At 47.2% G+C, this 13,540-nt stretch carries 9 protein-coding genes and 2 pseudogenes; 2 read left to right on the plus strand and 9 right to left on the minus strand.

The features are described from left to right. The 4 genes and pseudogenes from QZ735_RS11505 to QZ735_RS11520 form a co-directional block, all read right to left on the minus strand. Positions 1-631: pseudogene (locus QZ735_RS11505) on the minus strand (MFS transporter); the annotation flags it as partial. Between the two features lie 74 nt (positions 632-705). Beyond that, complete coding sequence (locus tag QZ735_RS11510; RefSeq protein WP_294248417.1) at positions 706-1,839, minus strand: HlyD family secretion protein; 1,134 nt, start codon at positions 1,837-1,839, stop codon at positions 706-708. A gap of 16 nt (positions 1,840-1,855) precedes the next feature. Beyond that, complete coding sequence (locus QZ735_RS11515) at positions 1,856-3,166, minus strand: TolC family protein (RefSeq protein WP_294248419.1); 1,311 nt, start codon at positions 3,164-3,166, stop codon at positions 1,856-1,858. A gap of 89 nt (positions 3,167-3,255) precedes the next feature. Further along, entirely contained in the window at positions 3,256-4,137 is an 882-nt protein-coding gene (locus tag QZ735_RS11520) for an AraC family transcriptional regulator (RefSeq protein ID WP_294248421.1), read from the minus strand. A 235-nt stretch (positions 4,138-4,372) separates the two neighbouring features. On the opposite strand from QZ735_RS11520, the gene QZ735_RS11525 reads away from it, so the two are divergent. Continuing rightward, on the plus strand, positions 4,373-4,843 hold the full coding sequence (locus tag QZ735_RS11525; protein ID WP_294248424.1) for a DUF962 domain-containing protein: 471 nt from the start codon (positions 4,373-4,375) through the stop codon (positions 4,841-4,843). A gap of 691 nt (positions 4,844-5,534) precedes the next feature. On the opposite strand, the gene QZ735_RS11530 is transcribed toward QZ735_RS11525, so the two are convergent. From QZ735_RS11530 to QZ735_RS11540, 3 genes are all read right to left on the minus strand, one after another. Then, entirely contained in the window at positions 5,535-6,602 is a 1,068-nt protein-coding gene (locus QZ735_RS11530) for a DUF2891 domain-containing protein (protein WP_294248426.1), read from the minus strand. A gap of 1,078 nt (positions 6,603-7,680) precedes the next feature. Continuing rightward, on the minus strand, positions 7,681-8,370 hold the full coding sequence (locus QZ735_RS11535) for a response regulator transcription factor (protein ID WP_294248428.1): 690 nt from the start codon (positions 8,368-8,370) through the stop codon (positions 7,681-7,683). After that, the gene (locus QZ735_RS11540) at positions 8,360-9,826 is read right to left on the minus strand and encodes a HAMP domain-containing sensor histidine kinase (protein WP_294248431.1); all 1,467 of its coding nucleotides are present in this window, start codon (positions 9,824-9,826) and stop codon (positions 8,360-8,362) included. Before QZ735_RS11540 ends, QZ735_RS11535 begins: the two co-directional genes overlap by 11 nt. Positions 9,827-9,956: 130 nt before the next feature. On the opposite strand from QZ735_RS11540, the gene QZ735_RS11545 reads away from it, so the two are divergent. Then, positions 9,957-12,326 (plus strand): outer membrane beta-barrel family protein, encoded by a 2,370-nt coding sequence (locus QZ735_RS11545; RefSeq protein WP_294248434.1) that lies wholly within the window; start codon positions 9,957-9,959, stop codon positions 12,324-12,326. A 636-nt stretch (positions 12,327-12,962) separates the two neighbouring features. Here QZ735_RS11545 and QZ735_RS11550 read toward each other — a convergent pair. Both QZ735_RS11550 and QZ735_RS11555 read right to left on the minus strand, forming a co-directional pair. Next, positions 12,963-13,091, minus strand: a complete 129-nt coding sequence (locus QZ735_RS11550) for a hypothetical protein (protein ID WP_294248438.1) — start codon at positions 13,089-13,091, stop codon at positions 12,963-12,965. Positions 13,092-13,192: 101 nt separating this feature from the next. After that, positions 13,193-13,540: pseudogene (locus QZ735_RS11555) on the minus strand (hypothetical protein); the annotation flags it as partial.

Genomic DNA, 13,540 nt, shown 5'->3' on the forward strand with positions numbered 1-13,540 from the left:
CAAAGAGCAGGATGCTGAGCCAGTCGATGTAATGCAGCGGCACTTTGAGTGCAAAGTATTTATCATGCATGAAAATCCAGTGCAGCAAAGCCAGGGCAAAACAGCCTACTGCCACGATTACGTAAAACTGCTGCCAGTTGTACCGGATGGAGACATCTACCGCATAATAAGCTGCCGCCTGGTTGAGCACGAGCACAAAAGTATAGAATGCCCCGTAAAACATCCCCCGGTTCCCGATCATGGCCATCAGCGGAAGGAATAATTCAATGGTGACCATCATCTTGAGGAAACCGATCACCAGTGAACTGAAGACGAAGATCATCGGTTCATAGGTGGTGGAATTGAGGTAGCTCAGCAACCCCAGCAGCACCAGGAGCACGGCCATTTTGTCTCGTACCCTGAACCGCATCTTCATCCTGAGGACGATCGGCATACAGGCGCCCATCCCGATGGTAGATGCGTAGTTGGCCCACATGAAATATTCGGTCATCGAGCCGGTACCGCTTACGAGGTAGCTGATGTTCCCGGTATAAACGCCACCGATCGGCATGACTACGGCAAGCAGCAAGACCATCAGCAGGAGCTGTACGGGTTTCGGCACCCAGTCGTGGTAAAGTCCTTTGTTATACATGATGTGCGGTGATTTTAATTATCAACATTGAACGGCGGAGTCCGGATTTTTTATTGTTGTATACAGGCTGCCGGCTACTCACCCTTTGCCTGATTAATGCTTACATTCATATTCATCCCTGCGCTCAGCCGGGCAATATCTTCTTTTTTATTGGCATCCGTAAACTCGATCCGTACCGGGATCCTTTGCTGCACCTTGATGAAGTTACCGGTGGAATTATCGGTGGGCACGCTGGAATATTTGGATCCCGTAGCTGCCGAAACGGCGGTTACTATTCCCTCAAATGATTTTCCGCCCAGCGCATCGGCTGTCATCATCATTTTTTCCCCGATCCTGACGTTCGGCATCTGGCTTTCCAGGAAGTTGGCCGTCACCCATTTCTGGTTATTGAGCACGATGGTGGCCACCTGCTGTCCGGGCTGGATCAGCTGGCCTTCGGAGATCGTCCTTCTTCCCATCACACCGTCATAAGGAGCGGTGATAACGGTATAGGAAAGATTGATCCTTGCCATTTCCAGTGCAGACTTAGCCCTCTTGATTTCCGCATCGATGATCCCGAATTTGCTTTTTACTTCCGTTGTGGAAAGGCTGGCCGACTGTTTCTGGTTCACCAGTGTTTCATAGGCTGCTTTCTGTGCATCGTATTCCGTTTTTACCTGGTCGTACTGCTGCCGGGTAACCGCTTCGGAAGCCAGCAGATTTTTGTAGCGGTTCAGGTTCTGTTCGGCATTCCACAACCGGGCTTTGGCTCCGGCAATATTGGATTGCATCACGTTCACATTATTGGATACGGTATTTACGGAGGAGCTGGTGGCACTGCGCTGAGCCAGTGCATTCTGATAGGCTGCTTCGGCCTGTCCCACCTGGGTAAGGATTTCCCGGTCGTCCAGGATAACGAGGGTATCGCCTTTTTTCACCTGCTGATGCTCGATGAATTTAATCTCTTTGATGTAGGCGGACACCCGGGTATTGATCGGGTTGATGAACTCTTCCACCTGCGCCGCTTCGGTATAGGTTTTATCGCCGACATGAAAATATTCCCGGACCAGCCAGAAGAGGCCGAACCCGATCACCAGAAACACCACGATGTTCGAAATGATGGCCCTGATCTTATTTTTCTTATTTTGTTTTTTCTTCGCTGCGGCACCTGAAACGGCAGGCGCCGGCTGAGCTGTGGTTGCTTTAGTATTCTGTTCCTTGTTTTCCATTGTTTTTCGTGTTGAATTAAAGTGTTCCGGTGGTTTTCAGAAGGTTGTAATATTGATAGAGGATGCTGATTTCTGCATTGGCAAAATCCAGTTCGGACTGCAGCTTCTGGTTCTGGGCATCAATCATTTCTGCCTGTACGGCAAGCTGGTTGAGGTACTTGGCCTCGGTAATCTTGTAGTTTTCTTCCGCCAGTTTTCTTGCCTCGTTCAGGATATCTGCCTGCTGCACCGATTCCTGATACTTTACATAAGCCGCATTGACAGCCATATCGATGTTCTGCCGGGTCAGCGTCAGTGCATCATAGGCCTGGCTTTTCTGCAACTCCCCTACTTTCACTCTTTCTTTCGTTTTGTACAGGTTGTCAATATTGTAGCTTAAGGAAATCCCGGTCTGCCATCCTCCTGAGTACATATCCAGTACCGGATTCCTTGTGGTAATGGGTTTTTGCAGTGAATAGCCGCCGAAACCCGCGAGGGTCGGCATTTTATCGGTTTTGATAATATCGATATTCTTATCGGCCACCTCGATATTGGTTCTGGCCGATCTGATTACCGGATTGCTGTCATGGGCAAGGTTCATGTAATACTCCATCCCGATTCCCGTTTCTTTGCTTTCAAGGGTTTCTACCGGTACAATTTCCGTATCTTCCGGTAATCCCAGGGCAATATTCAGGTTGTAGTTCAGTATTTTACGGTTATTGGCCAGTGTTAAAATCCCCTGGTCGAGATTCTTGATGGCCAGTTCGCCGCGGATGACTTCATTACGGGTGACCATTCCCTGCTGGTAGAACTTCTGAATATTCTTCAGCCGTGCCTGGGCCAGCTTTTTGTTATTCTGGAAGACTTCCTGCTGGTTTACGATCTTATAGACGTCAAGATAATTGGAAATGACCAGGAATTTGATGTCCTGCTTGTTCTTTTCCAGGTCCAGTCCGGCCAGCTGCTCCCTGAGCCCGGCCAGCTCGATGGATCTGTTTACCAGCCCGCCTTTAAAGATCAGTTGGGTAGCCTGCACGGCATATGAACTTCCGTAGTGGGGCATTTCAATTTTTGTTGTTCCGGAAAAATCCTTATCGATTGCCACGGCATTTCCCAGATAGAACTGGCTGGTAGAAGCTGTTACGGATGGCAGTTTCTGAAGCTTAGCCACTTCAGTATTCTGCCGTGCGATATCAATATTCTTTGCCGTTACTTTCAGCTGCTGGTGATGCTGCACCGCGAGCTGCGCCACTTCTTCTGCAGTCATCTGCCTGGTTTCCTGTGAGAAAAACAGCGCAGGAAAGACCGCTATCAGAAGAGATAGTGCTGTTTTTATATTCTTTGCCATTGTACCTTGTTTTACAGATGCAAAGTTAGCTCACAACGAAAGTCAAACAAATGTTTGAAATTTGGAAAAAGATGTCCAAATGTAAGATTTCAGTTTTCGAACTGATTTCTGTATTGCGACGGACTTTCCCCGGAATGCTTCTTGAAAAAGTGGGAAAATGAATACGGATCACTGAAGCCGAGCTCAGCAGAAATCTCCGAAACCGGCTTTTTGGAGGAGTTTAAAAACACTTTGGCTTCGTTCATCACGATCAGTGCAATAATCTGGCTGGCCGACTTTCCCGTCACTTCCTTTACCACTGCTGAAAGATGTCTGGTTGTAATCGACTGCCGGCCTGCATAAAACTCTACACTGCGCTCCGTAAGATGGTACCGGGCCAGCTCATTCAGGAATATGAAAACAATCTCTTCCTGCCTGGACATGCGGTTCATGGCATTGCTGTCTTCTTTGGAAATAATTCCCGCCATCTGATAACAGAACACTGAAAACAGATGTTCCACGATCTCTTTTTTGTAAGCCATTTCCGTTTCGGAATCGAGAATGTACATGAGGAAATTAACACTTTTCCAGACCAGCTCCATTTCATCGGCCTGAAGGCTTACTCCGATGTTCATCTGCTGCCTGAAATAACGATAGGTAATCAGCCTGTTGAATTTCAATGACAATGCCGAAATGAATTCCCTTTTGTAAGAGACCATCCTCGACTGGTAATCCTCACTTACCGAAATCATTTCATATACCGTCTGCGGATCAGCAACCATAAACATGTTGGCAGACAGCTCCAGATCCCTGAAACTCTGTTTCATTTTAATGGTTCCCTTCTTAATAAAGATAAAAGCGGGATTTTCCGTGCGGAAGGGCTTATCCACCGCAATACGCTCGAAAATATTGTGCTGCGTAAAGATTTCAACGCCGAATTTTTCCAGGACAGACATACTGCAAAGGTAAGCAATCGGGAAGAAACTGCCCATTCCCGGCTTTTTTCGTATACGCACCTATGAATGCTGCTATTTCAGGCTTTGCACCTGACAAATGCTGCCGCCAGCCCTATCGTGATGATTGCTGATGGATACCGACTGAATTCTGCTTTTGCTCACCATATACTTATTTCCTCATTGCTGACCCTTATCACTTTTCCCATTTCTCCATCACTCATAAAATCCAATAGCGAAAATTTATTATTTTAGTATTTTCCAAATGACCGGTATGAGAAAAATTGATCTGCTTTTTGCAACGTATGCAGAAAGCCACCGAAACACCACCAATAAACTGATCCACTGGATCTGTGTGCCGCTGATTTTCTGGACGATCCTGGGTTTCATTTCCCTGATCCCGTCAAAATCCATCTGCTTCATCTACATCGGCTGCATCAGCTTCGTCAGCCTGGCGGCGATGGCTCTGGTTACCGTTTTCTACATGCGGCTGTCTTTTCTGGTAGGTCTCATCATGCTGATTTTAATGACCCTGATGGAAAGTTTCGCCTTCGGGGTAAACACCCGTACTGAGAAGCCGTGGCTGGTGTACCTCTCCGTTTTCATCATCACCTGGATCCTGCAGTTTGTCGGCCACAAAATCGAAGGGAAAAAACCGTCTTTCCTTCAGGATCTCAAGTTTCTGCTGGTAGGACCGATCTGGCTGCTGAGTTTTATCCTGAAGAAACTGGGCATCCGCTATTAGGGAGCAGATGGCGGATGGCCTTTGGCTCATAGCTGCTGGCTCCTGGCTTTTGGCTCCTGGCTTTTGGCTTTTGGCTTCTGGCTTAAATGCGATTGGCGATTTGCCTTTGCAGGGATTAAATTTATAACTATCGTTGGGCACCGGGTTTCACCTGGTGCTGGTCTAAGCCGCCCTTTCAGGTCTTGCGTTTGTATATAAAGATGTTTCCGTTGAGAATGGATGTGCATGGTGGATGGCTGCTGGCTTATAGCTATTGGCTTTAGCTTAAATTCGGTTGGTGATTTGCCTTTGCAGGGATTAAATTTACAACTATCGTTGGACACCGGGCTGCACCCGATGCTGGTATATGCCGCCCTTTCAGGGCTTGCGTTTGTACATGAAAGACACTGTCATTGAGAATGGATGCGGATGGCTTTTGGATCATAGCCATTGGCTTAAATGCGGTTGATGATTGCTTCTGAAGGGATTAAATTTACAACTATCGTTGGGCACCGGGTTTCACCCGGTGCTGGTGTATGCTGCCCTTTCAGGGCTTATGGTAGTCATAATGCAGATTATGGTTAAGATTCAGTTAGCGTTTATCAGATAGCGGCTGACCATCATCGATCTGCCAGAAGCCATCAACCATCAGCAATCAACCATCAACCATCAACAACGGCCGGTCTATCCAAAGACAGGAATTTGTTATAATTTATTCCTGCAATGCATAGACGGCAAAGCTGGCCAGCCAATGGTCACCGCCATAATTTCCCTGGAACAGCAGCGGCAACCCGTTGGTGAGGAATACCTGAGCCGTTTTCGTAAATTCCTTTTTCAGCGGATGTTCCTCCGGCAATGATTTTGCGATGCCTTTCATGCACCAGGCTTTGGAAAAGGAAAGGCCTACCAGATGCACCGTCTGGTAATCGCTCAGGTCGCTGACCACCGGAATCTTCTCTATATTTTCAAGACTGCGCTTTTCATAAAACCTATTCAGCCATGCTGTAAATTCCTTTTGAGGCAGTACGCGCCGCATCAGATCAGCAATTTCAAGGCTGGGGGAAAAGAAATCAGAACCGTCAGGCTCCAGGTAAGCCGGTGTTTTTTCATCTTTCAAATAAAAATACCTGGCCTTTTCCATGAGCTGGTTCTCAAAATCCCGGTCCTTGGTGGTTCTGGCCCAGTCGATGGCAAAAGCCATGGCGAAGGCGGTATTCGGATGAACCCCCGTACGGTTCGGATAGGTCTGTTTAGGAAGGTAGGTTTTCCATGAACTCAGGATCTTATCGGTCAGCGGCTTCAGGTTCTGATGCCAGATCTTTGCTTTCGGATGGTTCCAGTCAGCGAGCTCCTCATCCAGCTTCAGCAGCCATGCCCAGCCATACGTCCGTTCAAAAGTGGTCGTGAGCTGGTATTGGGTAAAATAATCGGCTTCTTTCTGAAGATTCTCTTTGGTGAGTGACAGATCGAGTATTTTCTCCATATCCCCTGCCGCCGCCATACCCGGCCTGGCTTTCAGCAGCCGCACCAGCATCCAGTGCCCATGGACTGAACTATGCCAGTCGAAACAGCCATAAAAGCTGGGATGAAGATCCCTGGGAGTCAGCGTGACTTCCCCGGCATTGTTGATAATGTGGGCCGTCTTGTTCGGGTATTCCTGGCTGATGCAGTGCAGGGGTTTTTCAGCCAGCTGAATCGCCATTTCGTCTGTGAGTTTCGGGATTTGCTGCGCGCCTGCCGAAAACGGAAGTACCAGCAACAATAAAAGACTGTTTTTCATAGGCTAAAAATAAAAAATTTATGGCGGTATCGGACAAAATTGCTTCCTCATATTTATTTCGCCTCAACTCAGAGAAAATCAGCCTCTTTTATCTTATACCTGAATGAGTCGGTCAACACCGTACATTTTTATCTATTCGCAACTTCTGATCTCAATTTCCGTTATGCTGTTGATTGTTACTGCACCTGGTTTGATCTGCAAGATGGCGTTTTTATGATGATTGAATTAAATCGGATTTGCATCCGATTCTGTAATAAGCCGTCCCTTCGGGACTCTGTTGTCTTGTATCTTGATTAAAAAGTAATTCTTTATTGTAAAGATAAAACGGACAAATCATACGCTCGCTTCATCAGATCAGCTTGCTGATTCTTCTTTGCCTCCTTATCATCTGCATAACGAAACATTAAACTTTGCGTTAAAAAAAAGTTAAGCAACAGCATACATTTTCAAATGTTTACATTTTCTGATTTTTATTCCGTTTTCGTCACTGATTCCTGTTGCGCCGGACCTTATGTGATTGATGGTCAATCGGATTTGCATCCGATTCTGTGATAAGTCGTCCCTTCGGGACTGTGTTGTCTTTTACCTTGATTAAGTGAATAAAAAGTAATTCTCTATTGTAAAGATAAAACGGACAAATTATACGCTCGCTTCATCAGATCAGCTTGCTGATTCTTCTTTGCCTCCTTATCATCTGCATAACGAGACATTAAACTTTGCGTTAAAAAAAAATTAAGCAACAACATACATTTTCAAATGTTTACATTTTCTGATTTTTATTCCGTTTTCGTCACTGATTCCTGTTGAGCCTGACTTTATCTGATTGATGGTCAATCGGATTTGCATCCGATTCTGTGATAAGCCGTCCCTTCGGGACTCTGTTGTTTATTCTGTACCTTAACAAATGAATGACAGACAATTACGCAGGTTATGATTGTGGGGAGGAGTCGCACATATATTTCTTCAAATCAGCCAGCTGAATTATCTTTGCCTGCTTACATTCTACGTAAAGAACCGTAAAACCTGGCGGTCAGGAAATTCAGCATTCCTGAGACTATTAATTTACCAAAAATACTTTTCAACAAATGAGCTTGTACCCCAGTCCACGGATGCTCATCAATTCTATTTCGGAATCGTCCTTGAGCATTTTCCGGAGATGCGACATGAAAACATCCATGCTCCGGGCATTGTAATAGCTGTCATCACCCCAGATTTTCAGCAGAGCCGTCTGACGTGGAAGCAGATCGTTGCGGTGCTCCAGCAGCAGTTCAAGGAGAGCGGTTTCTTTGTATGAAATTTTGTAGCTTGCTTTTGGGGTTGCCAGTTCCTGGCTTATGGTATTCAGTTCACAGTTGCCGAAAGTTTTACGGTGGGAAGAAGGAGCCTGTTGCGTAACAGCAGTTCCGAAACGGGTGAGCAGGCTTTCCATCCGCACCAGCAGTTCGCCCATCGTAAAAGGCTTTTTCAGGTAATCATTGCCCCCGCTTTTGAAACCTTTCACCACATCATCGCCTAAAGATTTGGCACTTAGGAAAATAATCGGCACTTCGCTGTTCAGTTTACGGATATCTTCTGCCAAGGTGTAACCGTCTTTTACCGGCATCATAATATCGAGAACGCAGATGTCCGGTGTGCCGGATTGAAACAGCTGTAACGCCTGCTGTCCGTCTGAAGCAAGCTGGACTTCGTAGCCGCTGCTGCGGAGCCCATCGGTAATGATTTCGGCGAGGGTGGCTTCGTCCTCGGCATAGAGTACTTTATATTTCATCGTAAGCTGGTAAATAAATGGTAAACACCGCCCCTTTTTCCGGTCCGGCGGTGACTTCGATCTTTCCTCCGTGCTGCGTAATAATTTCCTTTACATAATGAAGGCCAAGGCCGGTTCCTTTTACGGTATGAATATCGGGATTTTCCGGGATCCTGAAAAACCTTTCGAAAATTCGGTTGTGGTAGATTTTGTCGATCCCCGGTCCGTTATCCTCCACCGTTACCACGACCTGGTTACCTGCAGAAGCACAGGATACTTTTACAGATGCTTCGGGGCCGCTATATTTAATGGCATTATCCATTAAATTGTAAAAAACATTCGTCAGGTGCACCGGATCGCCGTTTACAAAACAAGGTTCATCCGACGGAAAGTAATGAATGGCTATCAAACCGCTGTTATCGCGAAGCCTCATCGAAGACACCACACTTTCCAGCCCCTGCTGTACATCGTACAGTTCCGGGCGGAGATTGATTTCCCCATTGTCCAGCTGTTCAAGGTTCAGCACTTTGTCGATCATTGCATTCAGCCGGCTGATCTCATTTTTGCTGATGTTCAGGTAATTTTCCAACCGTTCCGGATCGTTGGCCAGCTGATACCTTGTAATTGAATCCAGGGCAGCTTCAATGACGGCCACCGGTGTTTTCAGTTCATGCGTCATATTTCCGGTAAAGGCAAGGCGTGCCCTGGTGTACAAACGTTCGCTCCGCATCACCCTGAAGAGAAACCAGAAAGCAAGCCCGGTAAGCAGGATCATCAGCAGGGAAGAAATAAAATAGTACCGCATTCTGTACATCACGGTTTTGGTAACGGAAGGCACCACCAGCTGATAGGTATGAATGAAAAAATTGAGATTATAGCCGAAATGCGGGCTCTGGTAATCGGCTCCCTTTGCTTTGTCCAGGTTCGCCGCGGATTCAGGCTTTCCCGTTCTGAAATCGTACAGCATATAAAAGCTGTCTTCATTGATCTGCTGGCGGCGGCATTCGAGCTTTACGAGACTGTCCATCCGTTTCAGGTCTTTTTTATCTGCAGCCATAACGGATTGCAAGGTTTCCCCTTCGTCGAAAATAGAGATAATTTTGGATTTCCGGGGACCGGGCGGACGGTGGTTGGCAATTTTCAGACTCATGCTGATCCGCGTGCTGTCGTTCTTCATCTCGGTTTCAAAGCGACTGGCGACACCAATCTGTCGCATCTGGGTATAGGCCTGCTTCAGCTGAAGCCACTCCGGAGAGAGAAAGAAATTCCGGAAATTGTCGTTGTTTTCATGCCCCGGAGCCACACTCAGGTATTCACTTACGCGGGCTGCGTTGGCTACGGCCTGGTCGAGATCCCTTTTCACCTGTACCTGCTGGGCATGGAATAGCTGCATCAGCCATGCCACCTGAAGGCCAATGCAGGAGATCATAGCAAAAACAACGAGCGGATAAGCATATCGGTTGGAGAGCCATTTCATACCGCTAATTTCATGATAATTATGGAATATTATGAAGCAGCCGGGAAAGATTTAACCTTAATTAACCTTGGTTCATGTTGTTTAACCGTGCTTAACGGGCCTTAACCTGGGACAGCCGTAGGTTTGCGGTATGAAAAATACGATTTTATTTCTCCTGATCTGCATTTCAGGACTTATGCATTCCCAGACCGTTCTGAAAGGAACCGTGAAAGACACCGACGGCCGGATGCTGGACGCCGTGACGATTAGTTTAAAGAAAGACCAGAAACCGGTATCTTCCGCTTTCTCCGATCTTGGAAATTTCAGCCTGACGTTTTCAGAGGCGGGAAGTTATTCGCTGACCGCAACGCTTTCAGGCTATCAGCCAATAGAAATGGAAGTCACGCTTCCGAAAGAAAACCTGGACCTGATCTTGCAGAAAAGCGAGCATATGATCCAGGAAGTCACCGTTACCAAAAAGAAACCGCTGATCGAAAGGAAGATCGACCGCGTGAGCTTTAATGTAGAAAACAGCATCATTGCTTCGGGCGGAAGTGCATGGGAAGCCCTGACCAAAGCACCCGGCGTCCAGGTCAGTTCAGCCAATGCGGTAACAGCCAACCGGAAGAACGTCCGGATCTACCTGGACGGAAAACCTTTACAGCTTTCCGGCGACGACCTGGCGGCTTATCTTCAGGGCATGCCGTCTGACCAGGTAGCGCAGATCGAGATCTTCTCCAATCCGCCCGCCAGGTTTGATGCGGAAGGCGCTTCCGTTGTTAACATCATCACCAAAAAATCAAAAAAACAGGGCTTTAACCTCAGCCTGAACGGCGGGATCACGCAGGGCCACTACACGGGATTTACAGGGAACACCACTTTCAATTACCGCAAAAACAAATGGAATGTTTTCGGCAATTACGGATTTACCCGCCGTCATACCGTCCAGGATCACAATACTTTTATTAATTACGGAAGCTCATTGTGGGACGGCACCAATCCTTCGGTTTACCATTCGGATACGCACGCCTACCGTCTGGGTGTCGATTACCAGGTTTCCGATAACCAGGTGCTGGGTTTCCTGATGACGGGAAGCAACCGGAAAGGCAGCTCCGAAGGTTATACCCTAACCCGGATCACCTCGCCGGCCATGAAGCTGGATTCCACGCTGGATACCCACAATTATGCTTCCAGCCTGGGCGACCAGTTTGCCTATAACCTGAACTACAACCTGAAGCTCGATTCCGCGAAAAGCAGCCTGAATATCGACCTCGATTATTCGCCTTTCCGGAATGCCAACCGCTCTTTTACCGACAATGTTACCCTGCTTCCCGACGGCAGCATAAATTCCGGCTTTTTTATTTACACGCCCAGCTCACAGGACATCAGCATTGTTTCAGGAAAAGCGGATTATCATTTTAAGGCCGGAAAAGAACTGGATGTGACCTCCGGCATCAAATACAGCAGCACCCGGAGCATCAATATTTTCGATTATTTCAACCGCGACGGATCAGTACTGACGGCGGTAGAAGCCAACCGCAACCACTTTACCTACCGGGAAAATGTAGCTTCCGCTTATACCAGTGTTTCGGGCAGCTTGGGACAATGGACATTCCAGGGCGGACTGCGCGGCGAGTATACCCGGACCAGCGGGTTCCAGCAGACCCTGAACCAGCTCAACGAAAGAAATTATTTCAAACTGTTCCCGACCTTATTCCTCCAGTACAAGCCTAACGACAACCATGAGTTCCTACTGAATTACGCCTACCGCATCGAACGCCCGGAATACAACCGGCTGAACCCTGCCAAACGATTCTCTTCACCGTACAGCGTCTATGTGGGAAATCCGGCTCTTCAGCCTGCCTTTGTCCACAGTATAGAAGCCGGCTATACCTACCGGCAGAAATATAACCTGACCGCCTACTATACTTCCACGCGCGATGTGTTCACCAATATCGATGTGCAGGATAACGAGACGAAACGGTACTACGGAACCCAGGCCAACCTCGGACTGAGCGTGATGGCAGGCCTCCGCTTTTCGGGACAGGTGAAGCCTGCGTCCTGGTGGGACATGAATATCACCGCAGATGTGTACCGCCAGCGTGAAAAGTCGGATTATTTGTCCGGAAGTTATGACAATCATATGATTTCCTTCTCCGGATCGCTGAACCAGTCGTTTACCATTGATAAGGAAACCGGACTGAAAGCGGAAATCAACGGGATGTACAACAGTGCGGGCATCCAGGGCGTGTACCGCGTGCGTGCGAATTCTTTCGTGGACATTGGCATCAAAATGAACATCCTGAACAACGCCGGCACCCTCCGCCTTGCCGTGACCGATGTTTTCAATAAGAACAACAACCAGGTCAGCATCAATTTCCAGGACCAGCAGAGCCGCTTTTTCTACCAGCGCGAAAGCCGTTTCGTGAGCCTCAGTCTGCTCTACCGCATTGGTAAAAACGTAGCCGCTTCCCGGAACCGCACGACAGCCAGTGAAGAGGAAAGGAAGAGGGCGCAGTAGTTCTTTTTCCTGATATGAATAGCTTCGGTGTATAAACAGCCGGGGCTTTTTTATTTAACACATGAGTCACATAGAAAGAATTTAATGGTTTGCGCATATTTTAGAACACATTAGATTAAAAATCAAAGATTTTTAAAACCTTAACAGACGAAAATATCTCACGTTGGTGCGAGCCTCCGGGCTCGTATCCGTATTTGCCTTCTTACGGACTTACGACCAGCATAGTCGCAGTAGGCAAACCACCACGTCAAAAATTCTCCGAATTTTCGCCACCCCTCCGAAGGAGTAGAATAATACCGAACCGTTGAGTTATCAAGCACAGGCTTCGGTCCGCGTGGCTTCGACTCTGCTCAGTCTCCGGGAATTGCCATTCTTTTTAACGAGGGAGTATAAAAATATTTGATTTTTAAAAACTTCTGTGCGCTCGTTTACCGTAAATCATTCAACTTTTTAAGCAGCATCAATTTCTTTTGTGACTTTTGTGGTAAAAAAAATCTGCTACAAATAATGTGGATAATAATGTAGCTTCGGCTCCACTCAGCCACCGGAAATTATCATTCTTTTCAATGGAGAACCATCAAAATCTCTGATTTTTAAAACTTTTGTGCGCTTATTTACCGTAAAGCATTCAACTTTTTAAGTAGCATCAATCTCTTTTGTGACTTTTGTGGTTAAAAAGAAATCTGCTACGAATGATGTAGATGACGAGGTGGCTTTGGCTCCGCTCAGTCTCCAGGAATTGCCGTTCTTTTCGACGAAATACAATAAAAATCTTTGATTTTTAATCTAATGTGTTCTGAAATATGCGCAAAGCTTAGTCTTGCCTCTCATGTGACTCATGTGTTATCTCCTTGCGTCAAATTCAATCACTTCTCAGTGTCTGATACCATTGAAGCCCTTTCGACGATCAGTTGGGCAGCATCCAGGATTTTGTTCAGATGGAGGAATGGCGTTACGGTATCCCCTTCCGGTCCTTCCCGGAAGGTGCCGAGGGATAAGCACGTACTGTCTGCAAGGAAGCTGTCGAAGTCCCGGAGCGTGAGTTCACTGAAGGTTTTCCGGAATACCAGGCACGGATTCCGGTATTCTTCTTCCGAAAGCGAACCCAGCATAAGACCCGACACCGGAACCGGCCCTGCCGGAATCCGGAATTTCCGCTTTTTAGCCTTGGACTGCATCCGGCAGACTACCCGGACCAGCGACCGGAGCGCGAG

This window comes from uncultured Chryseobacterium sp., from assembly GCF_913776365.1.
GTDB lineage: Bacteria > Bacteroidota > Bacteroidia > Flavobacteriales > Weeksellaceae > Chryseobacterium.

What these genes read in the sequence shown, in the direction of transcription:
- QZ735_RS11535 (WP_294248428.1), bottom strand. Translation starts at nt 8,370, where the DNA reads ATGAAATATAAAGTACTCTATGCCGAGGACGAAGCCACCCTCGCCGAA.
- QZ735_RS11525 (WP_294248424.1), top strand. Translation starts at nt 4,373, where the DNA reads ATGAGAAAAATTGATCTGCTTTTTGCAACGTATGCAGAAAGCCACCGA.
- QZ735_RS11530 (WP_294248426.1), bottom strand. Translation starts at nt 6,602, where the DNA reads ATGAAAAACAGTCTTTTATTGTTGCTGGTACTTCCGTTTTCGGCAGGC.
- QZ735_RS11510 (WP_294248417.1), bottom strand. Translation starts at nt 1,839, where the DNA reads ATGGAAAACAAGGAACAGAATACTAAAGCAACCACAGCTCAGCCGGCG.
- QZ735_RS11540 (WP_294248431.1), bottom strand. Translation starts at nt 9,826, where the DNA reads ATGAAATGGCTCTCCAACCGATATGCTTATCCGCTCGTTGTTTTTGCT.
- QZ735_RS11545 (WP_294248434.1), top strand. Translation starts at nt 9,957, where the DNA reads ATGAAAAATACGATTTTATTTCTCCTGATCTGCATTTCAGGACTTATG.
- QZ735_RS11515 (WP_294248419.1), bottom strand. Translation starts at nt 3,166, where the DNA reads ATGGCAAAGAATATAAAAACAGCACTATCTCTTCTGATAGCGGTCTTT.
- QZ735_RS11520 (WP_294248421.1), bottom strand. Translation starts at nt 4,137, where the DNA reads ATGGGCAGTTTCTTCCCGATTGCTTACCTTTGCAGTATGTCTGTCCTG.